Annotated in this window: 21 protein-coding genes and 4 tRNA genes; 13 read left to right on the top strand and 12 right to left on the bottom strand. The window is 38.4% G+C overall.

Translation table 11 applies throughout. The annotated features are described in order from the left end of the window. Positions 1-43 precede the first annotated feature (43 nt). Positions 44-442: an HIT family protein gene (locus ACZZZK_RS15770; RefSeq protein ID WP_463484969.1), complete on the top strand. Its 399-nt coding sequence runs from the start codon at positions 44-46 to the stop codon at positions 440-442. Between the two features lie 5 nt (positions 443-447). Here ACZZZK_RS15770 and ACZZZK_RS15775 read toward each other — a convergent pair whose 3' ends face one another. From ACZZZK_RS15775 to ACZZZK_RS15790, 4 genes are all read right to left on the bottom strand, one after another. Beyond that, positions 448-729: a GNAT family N-acetyltransferase gene (locus tag ACZZZK_RS15775; protein WP_463484970.1), complete on the bottom strand. Its 282-nt coding sequence runs from the start codon at positions 727-729 to the stop codon at positions 448-450. Between the two features lies 1 nt (position 730). Continuing rightward, the gene (locus ACZZZK_RS15780) at positions 731-1,621 is read right to left on the bottom strand and encodes a pirin family protein (RefSeq protein ID WP_463484971.1); all 891 of its coding nucleotides are present in this window, start codon (positions 1,619-1,621) and stop codon (positions 731-733) included. Positions 1,622-2,010: 389 nt separating this feature from the next. Beyond that, the gene (locus tag ACZZZK_RS15785; protein WP_463484972.1) at positions 2,011-3,111 is read right to left on the bottom strand and encodes an NADH:flavin oxidoreductase; all 1,101 of its coding nucleotides are present in this window, start codon (positions 3,109-3,111) and stop codon (positions 2,011-2,013) included. 11 nt (positions 3,112-3,122) lie between these two features. Further along, a complete protein-coding gene (locus ACZZZK_RS15790) occupies positions 3,123-3,425 on the bottom strand; it encodes an ArsR/SmtB family transcription factor (protein ID WP_056848339.1) in 303 nt (100 codons plus the stop codon). A 176-nt stretch (positions 3,426-3,601) separates the two neighbouring features. Between ACZZZK_RS15790 and ACZZZK_RS15795 the strand changes: the two genes are divergently transcribed. The 6 genes from ACZZZK_RS15795 (at position 3,602) to ACZZZK_RS15820 (ending at position 13,153) form a co-directional block, all read left to right on the top strand. Continuing rightward, on the top strand, positions 3,602-4,180 hold the full coding sequence (locus tag ACZZZK_RS15795; RefSeq protein WP_463484973.1) for an RNA polymerase sigma factor: 579 nt from the start codon (positions 3,602-3,604) through the stop codon (positions 4,178-4,180). Between the two features lie 357 nt (positions 4,181-4,537). Continuing rightward, positions 4,538-5,710, top strand: coding sequence for a FecR family protein (locus tag ACZZZK_RS15800; protein WP_463484974.1), 1,173 nt, complete (start codon positions 4,538-4,540; stop codon positions 5,708-5,710). Between the two features lie 212 nt (positions 5,711-5,922). Next, positions 5,923-9,279 (top strand): TonB-dependent receptor, encoded by a 3,357-nt coding sequence (locus tag ACZZZK_RS15805; RefSeq protein ID WP_463484975.1) that lies wholly within the window; start codon positions 5,923-5,925, stop codon positions 9,277-9,279. A gap of 10 nt (positions 9,280-9,289) precedes the next feature. Further along, on the top strand, positions 9,290-10,798 hold the full coding sequence (locus ACZZZK_RS15810; protein WP_463484976.1) for a RagB/SusD family nutrient uptake outer membrane protein: 1,509 nt from the start codon (positions 9,290-9,292) through the stop codon (positions 10,796-10,798). Positions 10,799-10,809: 11 nt separating this feature from the next. Beyond that, positions 10,810-12,213 carry a PKD domain-containing protein gene (locus ACZZZK_RS15815; protein ID WP_463484977.1) on the top strand — a complete coding sequence of 468 codons (1,404 nt, stop codon included), beginning with the start codon at positions 10,810-10,812 and terminating at the stop codon, positions 12,211-12,213. Positions 12,214-12,265: 52 nt separating this feature from the next. After that, positions 12,266-13,153 (top strand): glycoside hydrolase family 16 protein, encoded by an 888-nt coding sequence (locus ACZZZK_RS15820; protein ID WP_463484978.1) that lies wholly within the window; start codon positions 12,266-12,268, stop codon positions 13,151-13,153. A gap of 254 nt (positions 13,154-13,407) precedes the next feature. Here ACZZZK_RS15820 and ACZZZK_RS15825 read toward each other — a convergent pair whose 3' ends face one another. The 4 genes from ACZZZK_RS15825 to ACZZZK_RS15840 form a co-directional block, all read right to left on the bottom strand. Beyond that, the gene (locus ACZZZK_RS15825) at positions 13,408-13,995 is read right to left on the bottom strand and encodes a hypothetical protein (protein ID WP_463484979.1); all 588 of its coding nucleotides are present in this window, start codon (positions 13,993-13,995) and stop codon (positions 13,408-13,410) included. Between the two features lie 127 nt (positions 13,996-14,122). Beyond that, the gene (locus ACZZZK_RS15830) at positions 14,123-14,515 is read right to left on the bottom strand and encodes a winged helix-turn-helix transcriptional regulator (RefSeq protein WP_463484980.1); all 393 of its coding nucleotides are present in this window, start codon (positions 14,513-14,515) and stop codon (positions 14,123-14,125) included. A gap of 127 nt (positions 14,516-14,642) precedes the next feature. Next, positions 14,643-14,867 (bottom strand): hypothetical protein, encoded by a 225-nt coding sequence (locus tag ACZZZK_RS15835; protein WP_463484981.1) that lies wholly within the window; start codon positions 14,865-14,867, stop codon positions 14,643-14,645. A gap of 342 nt (positions 14,868-15,209) precedes the next feature. Further along, the gene (locus ACZZZK_RS15840) at positions 15,210-15,653 is read right to left on the bottom strand and encodes a GNAT family N-acetyltransferase (protein ID WP_463484982.1); all 444 of its coding nucleotides are present in this window, start codon (positions 15,651-15,653) and stop codon (positions 15,210-15,212) included. Between the two features lie 230 nt (positions 15,654-15,883). Between ACZZZK_RS15840 and ACZZZK_RS15845 the strand changes: the two genes are divergently transcribed. Genes ACZZZK_RS15845 through ACZZZK_RS15855 form a run of 3 tightly spaced genes read left to right on the top strand, consistent with a single transcriptional unit; the run spans position 15,884 to position 18,413 of the window. Then, positions 15,884-17,158, top strand: a complete 1,275-nt coding sequence (locus ACZZZK_RS15845) for a hypothetical protein (protein WP_463484983.1) — start codon at positions 15,884-15,886, stop codon at positions 17,156-17,158. Positions 17,159-17,161: 3 nt separating this feature from the next. Further along, positions 17,162-18,163: an SPFH domain-containing protein gene (locus tag ACZZZK_RS15850; RefSeq protein ID WP_463484984.1), complete on the top strand. Its 1,002-nt coding sequence runs from the start codon at positions 17,162-17,164 to the stop codon at positions 18,161-18,163. A gap of 10 nt (positions 18,164-18,173) precedes the next feature. Beyond that, complete coding sequence (locus tag ACZZZK_RS15855; protein WP_463484985.1) at positions 18,174-18,413, top strand: hypothetical protein; 240 nt, start codon at positions 18,174-18,176, stop codon at positions 18,411-18,413. Positions 18,414-18,475: 62 nt separating this feature from the next. Here the strand turns inward: ACZZZK_RS15855 and ACZZZK_RS15860 are convergent. From ACZZZK_RS15860 to ACZZZK_RS15875, 4 genes are all read right to left on the bottom strand, one after another. Then, positions 18,476-18,547: transfer RNA gene (locus tag ACZZZK_RS15860), tRNA-Glu, on the bottom strand. Positions 18,548-18,631: 84 nt separating this feature from the next. Beyond that, positions 18,632-18,704 (bottom strand) — tRNA-Met (locus tag ACZZZK_RS15865). Positions 18,705-18,790: 86 nt separating this feature from the next. After that, a tRNA-Glu gene (locus tag ACZZZK_RS15870) sits at positions 18,791-18,862 on the bottom strand. 80 nt (positions 18,863-18,942) lie between these two features. After that, positions 18,943-19,018, bottom strand: a tRNA-Met gene (locus tag ACZZZK_RS15875). A gap of 114 nt (positions 19,019-19,132) precedes the next feature. On the opposite strand from ACZZZK_RS15875, the gene era reads away from it, so the two are divergent. The 3 genes from era to ACZZZK_RS15890 all read left to right on the top strand — a co-directional run bounded on the left by era (position 19,133) and on the right by ACZZZK_RS15890 (position 22,146). Next, entirely contained in the window at positions 19,133-20,029 is an 897-nt protein-coding gene (gene era / locus ACZZZK_RS15880) for a GTPase Era (protein WP_463484986.1), read from the top strand. A 128-nt stretch (positions 20,030-20,157) separates the two neighbouring features. Then, entirely contained in the window at positions 20,158-21,459 is a 1,302-nt protein-coding gene (gene der, locus ACZZZK_RS15885; protein WP_463484987.1) for a ribosome biogenesis GTPase Der, read from the top strand. Between the two features lie 177 nt (positions 21,460-21,636). Further along, positions 21,637-22,146 (top strand): GNAT family N-acetyltransferase, encoded by a 510-nt coding sequence (locus ACZZZK_RS15890; protein ID WP_463484988.1) that lies wholly within the window; start codon positions 21,637-21,639, stop codon positions 22,144-22,146. Positions 22,147-22,149: the final 3 nt, after the last annotated feature.

A 22,149-nucleotide genomic window follows, 5' to 3' on the forward strand; every position in this document is an offset into this window, starting at 1 on the left:
AGCCCAAACCTGTAACTCATAACTGATAACCCACAACTGACTTATGACTATCTTTTCAAAAATTGTTGCAGGAGAAATACCAGCGCATGTTGTTGCAGAAACTGTTGAGTATTTAGCCTTTTTAGATGTTCAGCCCTTAACCGCTGGCCACGTTTTAGTTATTCCTAAAATCGAAGTAGATTATATTTTCGATATGGATGAAGATTTATATGTTGGCCTTTGGATGTTTGCCAAAATTGTGGCAAAAGGAGTGAAGACCGCCTTTCCTTGCAAAAAAGTTGGCGTTTCGGTTATTGGATTAGAGGTTCCGCATGCTCATATTCACTTAATACCGATGAATAGTGTAGCCGATATGAACTTTGCCAAGGAGAAGCTAAAGCCAACCCAGGAAGAGCTGGCCGAAGCAGCTGAGAAAATTAAGCAGGCTTTGTTAGAGGAATAAATTCGCTAAAACAAAACATCGCGTATCGTTTCGTCTTTGTCGAACACACTTTTAGCGAAAGGACAAAGTGGAAGTATTTTAATTTTATTTTCGCGGGCATTTTGAACTACAGCCATTAACAGCTGTTTGCCAATCCCTTTGCCCGAAAACTCTGGATTAACTTCTGTATGATCGATAATAATTTTCGTTTCGCCAGCCCAAACATAACTCATTTTGCCTGCCTGAACATTATTTTCTATAGCTTCGAAATAGCCGTTTTTTTCGTTGTTTACTTGATTAATCTCCATATTATTTCTTCTGATAAGGGTTTTGATTTGGCAAAGGAACAAAGTCGGTTTCGCCTGGTACGGGTTTAAATTTTCGTTCTAACCAATCTTGTTTCGCTTGCTCAATCAATTCTCTCTCCGATGCTACAAAATTCCAATAAATAAATCTTTCTTCAGGAAAAGGTTCTCCTCCAAAAATATAGACAGTTGTATTTTCGAGCATGGTAAATTCACACAGCTTGGCATCGTTCGCAATTAAAATTAATCGCGGTTCGAAAAGATGTCCTTCACTTTCAATTCCACCCTCTAAAATATACAATGCACTTTCGCCAAAAAGATCGTTTCCAATACTGAGCTTTTGCCTAGTTGTGCTTTTAATTTCGATAAAGTAAAGTGGGCAATAAACCGGAACCGGAGATTTTTTTCCAAAAGCCTCGCCTGCAATAAGTTTAATATTAACGCCATCTTGCTCCCAACTCGGAATATTTGTTTCTTCTACATGGAAAAACTCGGGATCCATTTGTTCCAAAGCTTTAGGCAGCGCTACCCAAATTTGCAGACCATGAAGCATTTTATCGGTTTGTCGCAGATGTTTCGGAGTTCTTTCTGAGTGAGCAATTCCGCTACCGGCTGTCATCCAGTTTACTTGCCCTGGTTTAATAATAATATCCGTTCCTAAGCTATCGCGATGTTCTATTTCTCCTTCGAACAAAAAGGTAAGTGTAGATAAACCGATGTGTGGATGAGGCGGAACGTCCAGGTTTTCATGGTCGCTCATTGCTGCTGGCCCCATATGGTCGATAAACGCAAATGGACCAACCATTCGTTTTTCCCGGAAAGGAAGTAGTCTGCCTACCATAAAGTTGCCGATATTCGCCGGTCTTTCTTCGATAATAAGGGATATGTTTGACATGGGAGTTCCTTTGTTTATGGTGTGAATTTAAGAAAATTTTATTTGTCGAGACAAAATCTCATTGTCCTTTTCGACCGCAGTGGAGAAATCTTTGGATTTGGTTTTATTTAAACGTGAATAAATCGCTAAGCTATTTTGCGCTCGTTAGCAACGAGCGCAGGCATAAAATTTTATTTGTCGAGAACCAGATCTCATCGTCCTTTCGACCGCAGTGGAAAAACCTACGGATTTGGTTTTTACTAAGTGCGATTGTAATCGCTAAGCTCTTTTGCGCTCGTTAGAAACGAGCGCAGGCATTGAACGCTAACGAGCAAGCTCAGGCAAAATCATGGTTTAAAAAAAACACCTCATTGCTGAGGTGTTTTCCATTATATATTCAGAAAGAAAAATTACACTAATTCTGCTAATGCTTCTTTGCTGAAACCTTTCAGCTCATCCATTTGGTTGTTTTTGATTTTTTCAACCCAGTTTGGATCAGCCAATAACGGGCGGCCAACAGCTACCAAATCGAAGTCTCCACAATCCATTCTACGCACCAATTCATCCAATGAGCTTGGCTCTGAGCTTTGACCAGCGAAAGCACCAAAGAAATCGCCACTTAAACCAACAGAACCCACCGAGATGGTTGTTTTTCCCGTTAATTTTTTTGCCCAGCCTGCAAAGTTCAAATCAGAACCTTCAAATTCAGTTTCCCAGAAACGGCGTTGTGAGCAGTGGAAAATATCAATTCCCGCATCAGCCATTGGCGTTAACCATTGTTCCATTTCTGATTCATTCTTGGCTAATTTAAAATCATATGCTGAAGGTTTAAATTGTGACAAGCGAATAATTAAGGCGAAATCTTCACCTACACGTTTACGTACTTCTTTAATTACTTCAACAGCGAACCGTGTGCGTTCAGCTAAAGTTTTTCCACCATAAATGTCGGTGCGGTTATTGGTTGCATCCCAAAAAAACTGATCAATTAAGTATTGGTGAGCACCATGAATTTCTACGGTATCAAAACCTAATGCTTTGGCATCTGCGGCAGCTTGACCATAAGCCGCAATTGTATCAGCAATGGCAGCGTCAGTCATCGGTACACCGTTTTCAAAACCAGGACTGTTTAAACTTGATGGCCCTTCAAAAGGAGCACTTGGCAACCAGCCCGAAGCATGGTTTGCATGGACGCCCTGGTGCCAGATTTGTGGCCCCATTTGTCCGCCAGCGGTATGAACTTCGTTAATCACTTTTTCCCATCCCGCTAAAGCTTTTTCGCCATAAAAGTGAGGAATGTTAGGATCGGCAGAGGATGATGGACGGTTAATCACTGTTCCTTCTGAAAGAATTAAACCAACCTGGCCGGCAGCTCTTTTTGCATAGTATTCGGCAACGGCATCAGTCGGAATTCCATTCGGAGAAAACGACCTCGTCATTGGTGCCATTACAATTCTATTTTTTATGTTTAATGATTTTAAGCTAAATGGCTTAAATAAACTATCTGTGTTCATATGATTAATTTTTATAATTCTGTATTGATGATTTTGCTTAATTTTTCAATGCCTTCATGGTTACGTTTGTAGTAGGTCCACTGGCCAACCCTTGTGGCGCAAACTAAGTCTGCCCGCTGTAGAATAGACAGGTATTCGGAAATGGTACTTTGTGATAAACCGGCTTTATTTTGAATTTGTCCTACACACACGCCAACGTTTTCAAAATCGGCATTTGGTTGCTCTGGAAAGTATTCGGCAGGACTTTTTAGCCAGTTTAGAATTTGTAAACGGGTTTTGTTTGATAAAGCTTTGAAAATTTCTACCTGATCCATGATGCAAATGTATATCGACTTTTCCCGATATGCCAATTAAAACATTGAAGTTTACAATAGTGTGTATAATAACCAAATAAGCGTTAATAAAACGTTTAAGTTAGCTAGGAGTTGTTCAATTTTATTTAGGATTTAAGCCAAACAATTTCTTACATTCGTTTAATCATTCTAACCAAATGCCTGCTTATAAATCATTAACTGATCACGAACTTTTCATCCTCATGCAGGATGGAAATAAATTTGCCTTTGAGGAAATTTACGAACGCTTTAATGGTTTGTTGTATATCTATGCCTGTAAAATGGTGTCAGACAGGGAAGATGCCCGTGATATTGTTCAGGAAATTTTCGTTTACCTGTGGAGCAATCCAAATATTCAAATCAAATCTCAACTCTCTAACTATTTGTACACCGCAGTACGTTATAAAGTTTTCGATTGGTTGGATAAAAATAAATCGCGTTCGAATTATTTACAATCGCTGGAAGATTTTTCTTTAAAGGGCGATTATGTAACCGACGATTATATTCGTGAAAAGGAATTTGCCTCTTTAATAGAAAAGGAGGTTTCATTGCTGCCTCCAAAAATGCGTCAGATATTTGAAATGAGTCGCCAACAGCATTTGAGTCAAAAGCAAATAGCAGAAATTCTTCATTTATCAGATAAAACCGTTAAAAAGCAAATGAGCAATGCGCTCAAAGTTTTACACTTGAAATTAACTTCATTTTTGTTATTGGCAACCATCTTATTGATCAAATAAATTTTTGGAAAGCAAATTTCTGCTTATCGGTTTCTTCAGTCCCGCTTTTGCTTTAATCTTTTTGTTAAAGTTGGTAATCATTAACATGATTGCAACAAAAAGTATTATCGCAACAATCGCGTTTAGGAAACCTGAGTTTGTGCACATCACCTCATTTCTAAACCTGACATGGCGGATACCGGCCTTGTGGCTAAGGCCTGAAGGCGTATGAGCATGTGGCAGGAACATACGCGAAAATGAAATGCAGGACTTGCTTTTCTAAACATTTTTAAAAAAAATAAAAATATTTTCATTTTCATCTACTACCTAGGGTTTCCTCAACCTACATGTATTTAATTAGCCAAATATATTGAAGTGATGAGTAAAGAGGAAGTTGAAAAACTTTTAAAAAAATATAGCGCCGGCCTTTGTACTGAAGAAGAAAAAGCTTTGGTAGAATCGTGGCACTTAAATGAGCTATCGGGTAAACACGCTGATGTAAGCCATTCAGAATTGGCAGATGCCCGCAACCAAATGTGGGCTGCCATTCAAGAGGAAACCCAAATTAAAACCGGGCACGGTAGAAAGCTTTGGCTAAAGCTTGCTGCTGCTGCAGTAGTGCTTTTCTTTATTGGTGTAGTTGTTAATCGGGAGGTTCAAAAAAATACGGAAACCAAGCAAGCCTTAAACAAAACGGAACAGAAAATTATTAAGCCAGGAGGAAATAAAGCAACGCTAACGCTAGCCGATGGATCGAAAATTTCACTCACCGACGCTTCAAACGGTGTAATTGCAAGCCAGGCCGGAATAAATATTATCAAAACTAAAAATGGCGAATTAATTTACACAGTTGCTTCGACTTCAAGCGCAAAAAAAGATTTATATAACACCATTGAGACCCCTCGTGGTGGGCAGTATCAAATTAATCTTCCTGATGGTACAAAAGTGTGGTTAAACGCAGAATCATCGTTAAGATATCCTACGGTTTTTGATCAGACAAAAAGATTGGTTGAATTAAAAGGCGAGGCTTATTTTGAAGTGGCCAAACGTTTGGATAACAACAGCAAAAGAATTCCCTTTACAGTTAAAACGGAGTTAGCTTCTGGAAGAAACCAGGAAGTAGAGGTGTTGGGAACGCATTTTAATATCAACGCTTATAACAATGAACCAGGCAATAAAACAACTTTGTTGGAAGGTAGCGTGAAAGTCAAAAATATTCAATCCACTAGATCAGCATTACTTAAGCCAGGACAGCAGTCGCTTATCAGCCTTTCATCGCCATCAATAATGGTTTCGGCAGTTGATGCCGAGGAAGCGATAGCCTGGAAAGATGGTTTCTTTAGCTTTAATGAAGAGAATATAGAAACGATTATGAATAAAATTGCCCGTTGGTACAATGTAGAGATTGACTATCGAGTTAAAAAAATCAACAAGACTTTCGGCGGACGGATTTCTCGTTTCAACAGCGTAAATGAAGTGTTGGATATGCTTCAAACAACTGATGCGGTACATTTTAAAATTGACGGAAGGAGGATTTTAGTTATGCCATAACCTATACGCTTTTCATCATCTTTGATGGTTTTTAGAGTACGGCTTAACTAAAAAACTGGAAGCGCGGCAACGCTCCCAGCTATAATAAAGGCCTTATTCTAATCGTAAAATTGTGAGATACAACTATTCTAAACCTAATAACCAAATATATGAATTTTTATACTGAATGGCTGCCCCAACCTAAAGGGCGCCTGTTTAAATTTCTGCTGATTATGAAATTGACTTTTGTCGTACTAATCACTTCCTTTTTACAGCTCAGTTACGGAGCTGCCAATGCACAAAACGTAACCCTATCAGAAAAAAATACCTCGCTCTTGAATGTTTTTCGTAAGCTTAATAAAAGCGTAGGTTATAACTTTCTCTATGATCTCGATGTGTTGAAAGAAGCAAAACCGGTAACCATCGAAATTAAAAATACCGATATTAAAGAAGCTTTAAGACGCATTTTTAGCGAGCAACCGTTGGGTTACACAATAAAAAATAATACCATTATTATTCACCGTAAGCCTATTGAAGGCATGCCGTTAATTATTCGATCTTTTGTTGATATACGAGGAAAGGTAGTGGATGAAAACGGCCAGCCTATGGCAGGAGCCAGCGTAAAGGTAAAGGGTTCTAACCTTGGTGCAGTAACGGATGTAACTGGTGCATTTTCGTTAAAAGATGTAACTGAAGGTGCGATTTTAGTAGTGTCTTACATCGGTTATGAAAACAAGGAAGTTACGGCCTCAAATGGATTAACGATAACGCTTACCCCACAAGCAGGTTTACTGGCCGATGCTGTTGTTATCGGCTACGGAACGCAAAAGAAAAGCGTAGTAACGGGTGCCATTGCTTCAGTAAAAGCTACTGATTTGAAAGATATGCCTGTGGTGCGTATTGAACAATCTTTGCAAGGTAGAGCTTCGGGCGTAACGGTTACTACGAGCTCTGGTCAGCCTGGAGATGGCGGCGTAGTTAGAATTCGTGGTATTGCGAATATTAATAACGCTAATCCTTTATATGTAGTTGATGGAGTAGTGATTAACGGTGGGATCGAATTTTTAAATCAATCGGATATAGAATCGATTGAGGTTTTAAAAGACGCCGCTTCGGCAGCTATTTATGGTACCCGTGCAGCAAATGGCGTTATCATTGTATCTACAAAAAAAGGCTCAAATACTGGTCGTATTCGTGTAGAATACAATAATTACATTGGTACGCAAGCTCCTTCTACCAAGTTAAATTTATTAAATGCCACGCAATACGCCACCATTTATAATGAATCGCAATTGGCAGATGGTGTTACAGGAGTTCGTTTCCCAAATCCGGCGCAGTATGGTGAAGGAACGGATTGGCAGGAAGCTGTTTTTAACAACAAAGCGATGATTCAAAACCACGATTTAAACATGAGCGGGGGTAATGATAAATCAGTTTATTACGGCTCTTTCAGTTATTTCGATCAGGATGGTATCGTGGCCACGCAAAATTCGAAGTTTAAAAGATTTACAGCCAGATTTAATTTCGAGCATAAAATCACCAAGAATATCAAATTTGGAAACTCAATCGGTTATACCCGAATCAATTCAATTGGTGTAAGTACCAATACCGAGTATGGTTCGCCATTAAGCCGTGCCATCAATATGGATCCAATTACACCAATTGTGGAGACTGATCCTGCAAAATATGGTTTACCAAAGTATCTAAATAATCCGGTGGTTAGAAATGATGCAGGTTTTCCTTATGGGATATCTGACTATGCACAATCGGAAATATTGAATCCGGTAGCCGCTTTGCAGGTTGCTCAAGGTAACTCTTGGAGCGATAAAGTAGTTGGAAATGCATTTGTTGAAGTTGAATTTTTAAAAGGGTTGAAGCTGAGAAGTACAGGTGGTGTGGATTTAGCTTTCTGGGGTGGACAATCATTCCGTCCGATTTATTACCTCAATTCAATCAATCAATCTACTTTAACCGCTTACACCAGAGATAGTAACCGCGGTTTATTTTGGTCATTAGAGAATACTTTGAGTTATGATAAAACTATTGGAAAGCATGTAATTACCGCCTTAGTGGGTTACTCGGCGCAGAAAAACAAAGGCGAAACAAATGGTGGTATTAAAGAGGGTATTCCGGTTGATAACATTCGGGATGCTTCATTGCAATTTCCGGTAGCCAGAACCAATTCGGATTTTTATGGTGGAGAATATCAAAACACCTTAAACTCTATTTTTGGAAGGCTTATTTACAATTATGATGAGAAATATTTGTTCACGGGTATCATTCGTAGAGATGGATCATCACGCTTCGGTCCAAACAATAAATACGGTTATTTTCCTTCAGGATCTGCTGGTTGGGTAGCTTCGAGAGAAGATTTCTGGCCAAAAAACAACATCGTAACCTTTTTAAAATTCCGTGGTTCTTACGGTGTTAACGGTAATGATAACATTCCTGATTTTAGCTACTTAGCAACCGTAAGCGGAGGAAGAAATTACTCATTAGGAACAGCATCTGGACAGACGTTGACCAATGGAGTAAGTCCGAATGCACTTTCAAATCCTGATTTAAAGTGGGAAGAGACCTCATCTTTCGATCTAGGTTTCGATGCGACTTTGTTTGAAGGCATTACTTTATCAACCAGTTATTTCAATAAGAAAACTTATGGCATGTTGTTGCAGCAAGTGGTTCCATCTTATGTGGGCAACTCTGGTCCGTATGCTAATACAGCGGATTTATACAACCGCGGTTTCGAGATCGAATTGGGTTGGAACAAAAGAGTTGGCGAAGTAAGTTTTCGTATAGCAGGTAACGCAGCGTTCATCAAAAATGAAGTAACGCTGTTAGGAGCCGATAAAGATTACATACCAAGCAGGCAAACGATTACGCCGCAAAGTTTAGAAATTACCCGTGTTGCGGTTGGCCAATCTGTCGATTCATTTTTCGGTTACCAAACTGCTGGCTTATTTCAAAACCAGGCAGAAATTAACAATTACAAAAATGGTGCTGGTGCATTAATTCAGCCAAATGCAAAACCTGGCGATATTAAATTTTTGGATTTAAATGGCGACGGTGTAATTAGTGATGCGGATAGAACTTTCTTAGGAAGATCTAACCCCAACTTTACTTATGGCTTAACATTTTCAGCTAAATACAAAGGCTTTGATGTTTCCATTTTTGGCCAGGGTGTTTCTGGAAACATGATATTTAATGGACTAAGAAGGTTCGATTTAAGTCCATCAAACTACACCACTAATATTTTAAACCGTTGGACAGGTGAGGGAACAAGCAATACGGTTCCTCGGGCTACATTGGCCGATGATAATAAAAATTATAGCCGTGTTTCTAATTTGTTTTTAGAGAGTGGTGCTTATTTCAGATTGAAAAACGTTCAGCTTGGATATACTTTGCCAAAAACACTTGTGAATAAGGTGGGCTTAGATAACCTTAAATTTTATGTAATGGCAAATAACCTATTTACGCTAACTAAATACAATGGTTACGATCCGGAAATTGGTGGGGGTAGTTTAGGTGTCGATCGCGGTTTCTACCCACAGGCAAGATCGTTCTTTGTAGGTGTAAATGTTGGATTTTAATAATATAGAGATGAAAACTAAACATATAAAATATTCGATAGCCATTTTGGCCATCATGCAGTTACTGGTTTCCTGCAAAAAAGACTTTCTGGAGTTAACGCCGAAAGGAACTGCGACTGAAGAAAACTTTTATCGCAATGAAACCGAAGTTTATCAGGGCTTAGTTGCCGTTTACGATGTGATGCAGTGGGGCACAAGTGGTGGTTACACCATGAAGCAGCCCTTATTAAGTGCTGCATCTGATGATTGCTGGGCAGGTGGAGGTAATGCTTCCGATCAGCCAGGCTGGGTAGCATACGATAACTTCAATATGGATTCGAGGTTGGGGCCGCAGGTTGGTTTATGGTCTAAAAATTTCACTGGAATAAACAGGGCGAATATTATTTTAGATAAAATTGAGAAAGCCACAAATTTAAGTGCTGGTTTTAAATCTAGAATAACAGCAGAAGCTAAATTTTTACGGGCATACTTCTATTTTGATTTAGTTCGGTTTTTTGGTAATGTTCCGTTAATTACCAAACAAATACCAACGGCCGATCTTTACACACAAACACAATCGGCGCCTACAGCAATTTATGCACAAGTAGAGAAAGATTTGAGAGAAGCCTTTCCTAGTTTGCCACCAACGGTAGCCGCTAATGAAAAAGGTAGAATTTCTAGAGGAACGGCAAAAGCACTATTAGGCAAGGTGTTACTTTTTCAAAATGACAATAGCAAATTGGCAGAAGCCGCAACGCTATTTAATGATGTGAATAAAACCGGAAATGAATATGGTTATGCCTTGCTTCCAAATTATGCTGATATTTTCAGACCTGATAATAAATTTAATTCAGAAGTAATTTTAGAAATTCCTCACTCTACCTTATCTGCCTGGGGCGATTGGGGTTGGGTAAATGGTGGCGAAGGAAATGTTGCACCCCAATTTATTGGCATGGATAGCTATAATGGCGATACTTACTCTGCAGGATGGGGCTTTTGCCCTGTAACGCTCGATTTAGTAAATGCCATGAAAGCTGATCCACGTTTTGCAACTTCTATTATAGACGGTACTGCGCTAAAAGCTGCTGGTGCTACTTATACCGCTCGTTATCAGAATACCAATTATTTTATTAAAAAATATGCGCCATTAAAGGCATATCGTTCAAATAGCGGGGTTGCCGAACTAAACTGGCCAATAGATGAAATTGAAATGCGTTTAGCAGATACGTACTTAATGGAAGCAGAAGCTTTAGTAAGATCAGGAGGCAATGCAACGAGAGCTTTGGAATTATTAACTGCCGTTCGGGCCAGGGTAGGTTTAACCCCGGTACCTGCAACACTTGATAATATTTACAATGAGCGCAGACTTGAGTTGGCTTTTGAAGGACATCGTTTTTTCGATTTGGTACGTACAAACAGAGCTGTTGCCGTATTGGGTCCATTGGGTTTCAAAGCGGGCAAAAGCGAATTACTGCCAGTTCCTCAACAAGAAATCGACTTGACAAAAGGCGTAATTAAACAAAATCCAGGCTATAATTAATTAGGTATATCATGAAATTAAATTATATCATTAAACAAACAGCTGGGTTTTTAAGCCTGCTGTTTGTGCTAAGCTTTAGCGCTTGCAAAAAAGAAAATAACGATAAAGAGCTGGATGCTGCACCAACGGCAGATCAAGTGAAATTTACGGTTACGCCAACCACAACAAATGCCAATGTGGTTACATTAGTCAATCAATCTCCTGGTTTTAAGGCCCTGTGGGATCTTGGCAATGGCGCTACAGCTGATGGAAATACGGTGACTGCTTCTTATCCGCTCGCCGGAACTTACACCGTAAAATTAACAATTGCAACTGCAGGAGGTTCTGTTTCGAGTACCAAAACGGTAGTGATTGCAGCAACAAATCCTGCTATGCTTACTGATCCAGCCTTTACCACATTATCTGGTGGCTTATCCAATGCTGCAGGTTTCACCTGGGTTATTGATCAAAAATCTGCAGGTCATTTAGGTGTTGGTCCAATTACTTCGCAAGCACCCGATTGGTATCAGGCTGCGGCAGATGAAAAAAACGGACAGGGTTTTTACGACGACGAGATGACCTTTAACATGAATGCCTTAAAATATACCTACGATAATAAAGGAACAACCTTTGCCAATGCTGCAAATGCGCCTGGAATTGGTGGCCCGGCTGGATCAAATGATCCAACGGTAAACTATACGCCGGCAACTAACTTAACCTGGTTGGTAACAGAAACCAATGGAGTAAAATACTTAACTATTTCTGGCGGAGGTTTTATCAGTTATTATTTGGGCGTATCTCAATATCAAATTTTATCGTTAAACGAGAATGAAATGTGGCTGCGTTGTTTAGATAAAGCAAATGCTGGAAATGCCTGGTATTTGAAACTCGTTAAAAAAGGTTATGTGCGGCCTATAATTCAAAAACCATTGCAAGCGGCCAATTTAAGTGATGATTTCCAAACTACGGCAAATTTTACCTGGACTGCAGAGAATGTAGATTTTGTTAGGCCTTATGATAATCCTGCCAAGTTCCCAGTAAATACATCTGCAAAAGTGGGTTATTATGAGAAAAAAGCCGGAGGCGATGGTCAGTATGGGAATTTAAACGTAACCCTGCCATATCGATTTAACTTAGCCACTACAAATAAGGTGAGGTTAAAAGTTTTCTTCCCTGGCGGAAATGATTTTACTAAAACACCAGCAACCGTTTCAGTAAAACTACAAAACTCTTTGCTGGGTGGCAATGCCTGGCAAACTCAAACCGAAATTGTGAAAACATTAACGGCTGTTCAATATAATACATGGACGCAACTAGAGTTCGATTTTTCAGGTATCAGCGGGCAAACGCTCTACGATAAAATTGTGGTTCAGCTTGGTGGAGAAGGGCATCCAAACCCAGGGCTCTTTTACATAGATGACTTCGAATTCAAATAAAATTGTGCTAGATCAGTTGGATTTTAAGGCCAGCTGATCTTTATATATCGATATGATGATCAAGACAAGAAAATATTTCACGAAACAGATTTTTGCTGCATTTGCTTTTGCTGTAATTGGGTTAAGTTCATGTTCTAAAGGCACTGATGATAATGGTTTGGTATATGTTCCGCCAACACCTGCGGGGCCGCCGGTAGATAAAGGATGGACGTTTGAAACCTCACCAACCTGGGCCGATGAATTTACGAATACCGGAGCACCGTTGACAAGCAATTGGGATTACGATACCGGTGGAAGTGGCTGGGGCAACAACGAACTCCAGTTTTATACCAACACTACCAATAATGCCAATGTGGCGGGCGGGCTTCTAACCATCACAGCGAAGAAAGAAAGTATGGGTGGAAGAGATTATTCATCAGCTAGAATGGTAACCAGAAATAAGCTGGATGCTTTATATGGGCGTTTCGAAATAAAAGCGAAGCTGCCTTTTGGAAAAGGAACATGGCCAGCCATCTGGATGTTACCCACCGACCGTTTCTACGGAGATTGGCCAAAATCGGGAGAAATTGATATTATGGAGCATGTAGGTTACGACCAGGATATGGTTCATTTTACTACGCATACCGAAGCTTATTATTTTAAAATTAACACCCAAAAATCGAGTACTAAGAAAATTGATGACGTGAGCACTGCCTTTCATTTATACCGTGTTGATTGGACGCCCTATGCCATTCGAGGCTACTTCGATGATGTTAAAGTTTTCGAGTTTGCCAATGAGGGAACGGGATACAAAACCTGGCCTTTCGATAAAAAATTCCATTTGCTTTTAAACATTGCTGTTGGTGGCGATTGGGGAGGAGCTCAAGGTGTAGATGCTTCCATCTGGCCACAAAAAATGGAAGTAGATTATGTTCGTTATTATAAAATGATTGATAAGTAATTTGCAGGTTAGTTTAATTGTTGAAGTCGTTCCATTCGGGACGGCTTTTTTTTTGTTTAGTCGGCAATGGGAATGTGTTTTAGCATTTTTCATGCTATAAAATGCCGAAATAAATTCAGCGGAACGAGTAAAAAAAATCCTGTTAAAAAAGAACGGGGATAAATCATACCGACCTATCCCCGTCATCTAAATTAACGCTCTCAAATATATAAACAGCTAAAAAGCCGATTTATTATATTGAGCAGAAAATATTTTTATTTTTTTGCTGCGGGCTTCTTTGCTGCCGCCTTAGGTTTCTTTTCAGTAGCTACTATTTCTTCCTCAACCACAACTTTTTTCTTAGCTGGCGCTTTGGTTTTTTTTACTTCTGCAACTGTTTCTTCTGCAACCTCTTTTTTCTTAGCTGGTGCTTTAACCTTCTTTGGTGCTGCAACAATTTCTTCATCAGTAACTTCTGTTTTCTTTTTTACAGGTGCTTTAGCTTTTTTTGGTTCAGCAATAGCTTCTTCGGCTGTCACGTCTTTTTTCTTAGCTGGTGCTTTACGCTCAACGGCAGGAGCCTCAACTTTCATTTCTTCTTTGGCTTCTGCAGCTTTAGGAGCATCTACATTTTGTAAGTAGTTAACTAAAATCTGTCTTAAATAAACCTCTGGCTTTGGCATATTAATGATGTGGCCAGGTTCTTTATCTTGAGATTGTTTAATGTAAGCCGATTTAATTTTGCCCCAATCCTTCGAATAAAGTCTGATAAACATCTCTACAAATTGCTCGTCTGTATATTTTTTAGGCAACCTACCCAGCACTGCCTGAATTTTTTCTTCTTTTTTATGTAATACCGCCATCGCTTTTATTTTGGGCAAAGATAACCGATATTACAGATAATCATGTAAATAGGGAATTTAAACTTTTATAAGTCCGAAAAGAGGAGAGTTTTATTGGGGTGGAGAGTATGAAACTTATCCTGTTCATTTAAGCTTCAACTTCTTCTAAAATACCATCAGTCTTTCTGCTGGCCACTAATCTTTCGCGGTGTTGCATTCCCCAATTTCTAAGTTCGTCAATCACTTTATCTAAAGATCCACTGTATGCAGTGAGTTCGTAAGTAACAGTCACAGGAGTGGTAGCGAACACTTTACGCAGTACAAATTCGTTCAGTTCCAATTCCTTCAATTCTTTCGATAAAATTTTAGGGGTAATATCACCTAACGACTTTTGAATTTCATTAAAACGTTTCGGGCCATCCTGAAGAGTTAATATCAATGGCAACTTCCATTTTCCATTTAAAACATAAAGGGCATCTCGTACTGCATTTAAACTGGTATTACAAGTTTCCCGGGTGTGAATTTCTCTGTTAAAAGCCATGGTATAAAGTTAATAACTTTCACAAAGGATGCTGCTATCCTTTGGGAAAGTAATACCCTTTTGATATCGGTGTAGATTTTCACTTTTTTAGCGCTATATTAAAATCATTTGGTACAATTCTTTTAGCTTACTTTTTCTTCCAGCCATTTTGCATTTTTTTATAAGCTTTCTTGCTAATCTTCGATTTCTTTTTTGAGCGGGATTTGCCCTTCTTTTTACGGGCATTGATGTTATTAACCAACGAATTTTTTACGCCAAGCTTATTCTTCTTCTGACCTTTTTTCTTTGTTTTTTTGTCTTTCTTCTTTCCGCCCTTTTTCTTGCTGTCCTTTTTCTTCTTTTCCTTTGCCATTATCTTCTTATTAAATGAATATGAATAACAACATTCTACAGGATTGAAAGTTCTAAGGGCCTGACTATATTTCAATGAAATAATGCTTAAGCAAATGAGGAGATCCGCCAATAATGAAAAATTAGTCACAGATTTTCAGATTGAAAACGGATGGTACTTTATCTTTGGCGTGGCTGTTAAAAGTTGTGGTTTCTAAACCAAGTTTAGAAGCTTTTGAAGATATTTTCTTTCTGGCTATCGTACAATAAGCACACTACCCGATAATTTTTTACTACCTCCTTCAGCAATAATTTGGTAATAGTAAACGCCAACAGGTAATTGCTGACCGTTTATCAAACAATTTTATTTTGCTAACTCCATAGCTAAAATAGGGTACGGTTTACCTGCATCATCGTTTTCAAAGCGTTCCATTATAACGAAGCCCAAATGTTTATAAAAGCCTACCGCTTGTTCATTTTGCTCGTTTACATCCACCTTTGTTGCCTTCTTTTCTTCGATCGCAAATTTCATCAATTCTTTACCAATTCCTTTGCCTCTTGCACTTGGATCAATAAATAGCATTTGAATATTATCATTTGATAAACCTAAAAATCCCAGGATAACATCATGCGCTTTGAAACAAAATAGATCAACTAGATCGAAATATTTGGATAAAATCAGTTGCTTATAAGTTAGAATATCCCTCTCGCTTAAAAAATGATGTGTTGCCCTTACGGATGCTTCCCATACTTTGATCAATATTTCATAATCGTTTTGGGTTGCCTCGATGATATTAATTCTTCGCATACCAGGTAATTGATGGATTGTTAATGTAGTTATTTTCAGACGAAATCTAGATCGGAAACCACATTTCTAATAAATAGCAAGCCATTAAGCTGAACATCAGAAACGAATATCAATACATACCTCACAAATAATAAACAGATATAAACACATATACATTTTGGAAACAAACATAACGATGATGGCTTTAATATTGAACATTGATGTGGAACGAATTAAATATTTTACCATAAATGGCAAAACAAATTAAAGCAATTAAATGTCCGCACTGTGGCAGCATAGGTAAAACAGAAATCAAGGCTGATCATTTTATTTGCAGCAGTTGCAACACCGAATATTTTTTGGATAATGACGACATCAACATTAACCACAATATAAATTACAATACCCCTCAAATTAATACAGGAGGAGGTAAAAAAATCGGTCTAATCATTGGCTCGGTAGTCGCTGCATTTTTCGTTGTTGCATTGATAGTTCCATTACTTTTTGTAGGCAAAAAAAGCAAAAATGTTAACGAATATGTTCGGCCAGAATTTAATTGGTATTCTCAAGAGCAGTTGGCTTATGCTGATAAAAATGGACAGCCCATTGTTGTTGTTGTTGGCGCCCGCAGGTATTCGGGTAATGATGATGAAAATGAAACAGGTACATATATTAGTTTTTACGATTTGATATCAGATAAAGAACTTAAGACACAAAAAATAGGGACTTTTAGTATTTCGAATAGTAACAATTTTAAATTAAAACAATTTAGCAACGGCGATTTATATGCCATCGTCAATAAAACAACCATCTATAAAATCGATAAAGAAAATTATTCACCAATTGATGTAACGCAAAGCTTATTTAAAAATCATACAGCGCTGGCAAGTGGTATTGCAAACGCAGAGTTTGCATATGATAGCAACGGGGAAGCCTTTAACTTAATGAGTAACGAGGGTATAAATGTTTTCTTTTTCCCATTGATTGATAAAATTTACAACAAAGATGAAATGAGCGCCAGCCAACCTGCTTTTGAGAAAGAAGAAATAAATGAAAAGCTAAAAACACAATATAAGTTTTCGTTGCATAGTGATGATTACCCTGAAGAGAAAATACAATTGTTTAAATATACCATGAAAGATAATGAGGGCGGACCTGATTATTATGTGCATTTAAGCTGGATGAATTATAGAGGTAAAAAAATACTCAACTATTTTCTTTGGGATGTCCTCCGTTCTTACACCGATCTCACCCCAGGCAGGGTGTATTTTGATCCTAAAATTCTATTTAGTGATAACGACTATGTAGTTATCGCTACCGATAAAACCCCGGCAGATAAATCACCAACTAATATTCAATGCATTGATGCAAAAAACGGTAAGTTAATCTTTAGCTATCCAGTTCCAACTCATGAAAATTTCCTTGATGGCATTCGGTATAAAGATGGATTTGTGGTCAGAGCAGGCAATTTCCTCCTCGCTATTGGGATGGATGGAAAATTAATTAAAGAATTTAAATTAAGGTAAACCATGGGAATAATAAACTTTTTCAAAAACCAGCTATCTCAGGTAATTGAGTGGGATAATCAAAATCCAGAGATTTTAGTATACAAATTTCCATCTGGTAACGATGAACTTAAAAATGCCAGTAAATTAATTCTAGGGCCAGGGCAGGGTGCCTTGTTGGTTTACGAAGGGAAGCTAACCGATGAAATTACAGCAGAGGGCATTTATGATCTGGAAACTGATAACCATCCTTTCATTACCACGCTATTGAAATTGCGTACTGCTTTTGAAAGTGAACACAAACTGAAAATTTATTTCTACCGTACATCAGAAAATGTAAACCAGGGATGGGGTACCGTTCAAGCGATTAAATACATTGATCCCGTTTATAAGATTCCAGTTGAGCTTGGTGCAAATGGTTCGTTTTCGTTTAAGATAGCTGATGCAAAACATTTATTCAGTAATGTAATTGGCTCGTCAGATCAATACACTGTTCTTGATGCAAGGCAAATGCTCCAAAGTCGTTTTCCGCAAGGCATTGCCTCTTCACTAGCACAAGGTAGCGTATCTTATCAAAACATTGATGCGCAACTGCCACTGCTTTCGCAAAATATAAAAGATCAGATTAATAATGAGGTAAGTAACCTGGGTTTCGTTTTAACGGATTTCAAACTTAATGGGACAGTGTTTGATGAGGCCACAAAAGAACGAATTGGAAAGATTGCAGATATTACTGCCGATGCTATGGCTGCAGGAGAAGGTGGTTTAACTTATGTAGAGCTTGAAAAGTTAAGAGCCTTAAGAGATGCCGCCCGGAATGAAGGCGGTTTGGCAGGAGCAGGTTTACAGTTTGGGGTAGGTATGGAGATTGGAAAAACTTTCGATACTATACGCAACGAACAGATTGACAATTCTGCTGCCGACCCGGTTGCGAAATTGCAACAGCTAAAACTTCTTTTAGATGAGGGTATTATTACGCAACAGGAGTTTGATCAAAAGAAAACAGAATGGCTAAATAAGTTTTAAAGAAACCGTTATGAAAAAGATTATTGGAATTTTTATTGTTCTTCTTGTTATCGCCTTTGTAGGCATATTGGGTTTAAGAATTTGGAATATCGAAGTGGTGAGCCTGCAAACCGTAATAAAAAGCAGTGCTACCCTGTTAATATTAGGCATCGCAATCGTGGTGCTGATTATCAGCTATGGATTTTATTTTAAGGATAATTCAAAAGATTATGATAAGTCTGTTGGTAATCGGGCGCATCCTAAAGTTTGAAGGTTGGGAAAGAATTAGTGCTCAAAATAAAAAAGCGATTTGAATGAACAAATCGCTTTCTGTAGCCCGTAGGGGAATCGAACCCCTGTTTCCAGAATGAAAATCTGGCGTCCTCACCCCTAGACGAACGGGCCATTAAAATCAGTCTTGAATCTTTAGTTCTCAGTCTTGAGTCAATAAGACTTTGGACTTGGTACTGACGACTTCAGACTACTTAGTAGCGGGGACACGACTCGAACGTGCGACCTTCGGGTTATGAGCCCGACGAGCTACCAACTGCTCCACCCCGCATTACATTGTATTTTTACGGTATTACCAACCTCAATTTTGCAGTGTTGAAACTGATAAAAAAACCGCCATTTAATTAAGCGGTTTCGTAGCCCGTAGGGGAATCGAACCCCTGTTTCCAGAATGAAAATCTGGCGTCCTCACCCCTAGACGAACGGGCCATTAAATCAGTCTTGAGTCTTTAGTTCTCAGTCTTGAGTCAATAAGACTTCGGACTTGGTACTGACGACTTCAGACTACTTGGTAGCGGGGACACGACTCGAACGTGCGACCTTCGGGTTATGAGCCCGACGAGCTACCAACTGCTCCACCCCGCATTATATACAACTCGTTTTTTCACTTGAATTAAATCCTTAACTCTGTTTCCGAATTGGAATGCAAAGATATAATTCGTTTCTTTGTGCTGCAAATTTTTTTTTAAAAATATTTCTATGGCGCATAAAGCAGGTTTTGTTAGTATAATAGGTAAACCCAATGTTGGCAAATCTACCCTAATGAATGTGCTTGTTGGCGAGCGACTTAGCATCATAACTCCTAAAGCGCAAACCACAAGACATCGTATTTTAGGTATCGTAAATGAGGAAGATTATCAGATCGTTTTTTCTGATACTCCGGGTATTATTAAGCCAAAATACTCTTTGCAAGAGAGTATGATGAGCTTTGTGAACGGATCTTTGACCGATGCCGATGTACTTTTATTCGTTACAGACATCAACGAAACGCATGATGAAGATGATGTTTTAGAGAAAATACTAAACCGTGATATTCCTACAATCGTGTTGATTAATAAAATCGACAAAGCGTTGCAAGAGCAGGTTGATGAAAAAATTGCTTATTGGCAAGAAAAGCTAAATCCCATTTCTATTTATGCCATTTCGGCCTTACATAAACATAATGTAGATGGAATTTTAGATCATGTTTTGCAGTTATTGCCTGAACATCCGGCTTATTATGATAAGGAAGAATTGACCGACCGCTCGGAGCGTTTCTTCGTTTCGGAGATCATCCGCGAAAAGATTTTCTTGAACTACCAGAAAGAAATTCCTTACAGTACCGAGGTAATTGTTAAAAGTTTTAAGGAAGAAGAACTTAAAAACGGTAAAGGTAGCATGGTTCGGATCATGGCTGAGATTGTGGTAGAACGCGACTCACAAAAAAATATTTTAATTGGTACTGGTGGCAGCATGCTTAAAAAAGTAGGTACAGAAGCCCGTTTGGAAGTAGAGAAATTTTTGGATTCGAAAGTGTTTTTAGAGTTGTTTGTAAAAGTAATTCCTGATTGGAGAAGCAAAAAGAATTACCTAAAGAGCTTTGGTTACGATAATTAACCGTACCTTTGCAGCCCGAAATAAATCGGTTAGGAGTTGATAATCAATGGCTAATTGATATAGACTTAACAATTTTTACGTTTGTGATAGAAAATCTACAATCGTAAATTTACAATCATAAATACAAAATGAGTAATATTATCGCCATCGTAGGCAGGCCAAACGTAGGCAAAAGCACCCTTTTTAATAGATTAACTGAAAGTCGCAAGGCAATTGTAGATGATATGAGCGGCGTAACCCGCGACAGACACTACGGCGTTGGCGAGTGGACGGACAAGCAATTTACCGTAATTGATACCGGTGGTTACGTAGCCAATTCTGAAGATGTTTACGAAGCGGCCATTCGCGAGCAGGTAATGATTGCTATTGAAGAAGCAAGCATTTTAGTATTCATGGTTGATGTAACGACAGGCATTACCGATTTGGATGATGATATTGCCCAGGTTTTACGCAGAAGTAAGAAACCTGTTTTTGTTTGCGCAAACAAAGTAGATAATACTGCACTGTACAATGAAATCCATACTTTTTATGGCTTTGGTTTAGGCGAAGTGTATCCACTATCATCAATGACTGGTTCCGGTACGGGTGAGTTGTTAGACGAAATCGTTAAAAATTTCGAAGATATCCCTGAAGAAGAAAATCAACTGCCAAAAATTACCATTGCTGGTCGCCCAAATGTAGGTAAATCATCTTTGGTTAATGCTTTAATCGGGAAAGAACGCAATATTGTAACTGCAAATGCTGGTACCACCCGCGATTCGATCAAAATTCATTATAACCAATTTGGGCATGAATTTATGCTGATTGATACTGCGGGATTGCGTAAAAAAACCAAGGTTAAAGAAAACTTAGAATTTTATTCGGTAATGCGTACCATCAAAGCTTTGGAAGAGGCTGATGTAGTGGTATTGATGATTGATGCGGTAGAAGGTATCGAAAGTCAGGATATTAATATTTTCCACCTTGCTGAAAAAAATAAGAAAGGTATCGTAATCTTAATCAACAAATGGGATTTGATTGAGAAAAATACACAAACAATGAAAGCTTTCGAGGAGCAAATTCACGAGCGTATTCGTCCGTTTACCGATGTGCCTATTGTATTTACTTCGGTATTAAATAAACAACGTATTTTCAAAGCAATTGAAGCTGCTTTAGAGGTTTACAAAAACCGTGGAAAGAAAATTCCTACATCGAAATTAAATGATGTAATGTTGCCGTTGATCGAAAAGTTTCCCCCTCCGGCATTGAAAGGTAAACACATTAAAATAAAATACATTACGCAAATTAACGGTACCTCGCCAATGTTTGCATTCTTCTGTAATTTGCCTCAATATATTAAAGATCCATATAAACGTTTCATTGAGAATAAATTAAGAGAGAATTTTGATTTTTCAGGATCGCCAATTCAAATATTTTTCCGACAGAAATAAGCAGGAAAGACTGAGGTTAACAGAAGTATAACAAAGTTATGATAAGATAAGCAGGGGTCGCATTCTATAGGAAAACGGCCCCTGTTTTTTTACCATCATGGTGAAGTTAGAAACAAATCACAAAGAGATATTTTTCAAATTACTGCAAGCCAAAATCAATCTTTTTACATTTACACCATGCAAATCGAAGTAAAAAATAGCCAGCTTTTAGATATAGATACCATTTTCGACTTTTACGATATGGCCGTTGCTCATCAAAAAAAAGTATTTAACAAACACTGGCAAGGCTTTAGCAGGGAGTTGGTAGAAACGGAAATTACAGATAACCGCCAATTTAAAATTTTAGTTGATGGCGAAGTAGCTTGTGTATTTGCAGTAACCTTTAATGATCAACTCATTTGGGGCGACCGCGACCACGATTCAATTTACATTCATCGTATCGTTACGCACCCTGCTTATCGTGGTTGTTCTTTCGTAAAAGAAATTATCAAGTGGGCAAAAGGTTATGCAGCCAAAAACGATATCAAATATATTCGTATGGATACCTGGGCTGATAATGAGAAGCTTTTAGCATATTATACTGGCTGCGGTTTTGATTATGTTGGCGTAGTTACACTCGAAAAATCGGAAGGTTTGCCTAAACACTATGAGGGAATCAGTTTAAGTCTCTTCGAGATTGTCGTTTAGCAA

The sequence above is a fragment of the Pedobacter sp. AC163 genome (genome assembly GCF_979258665.1).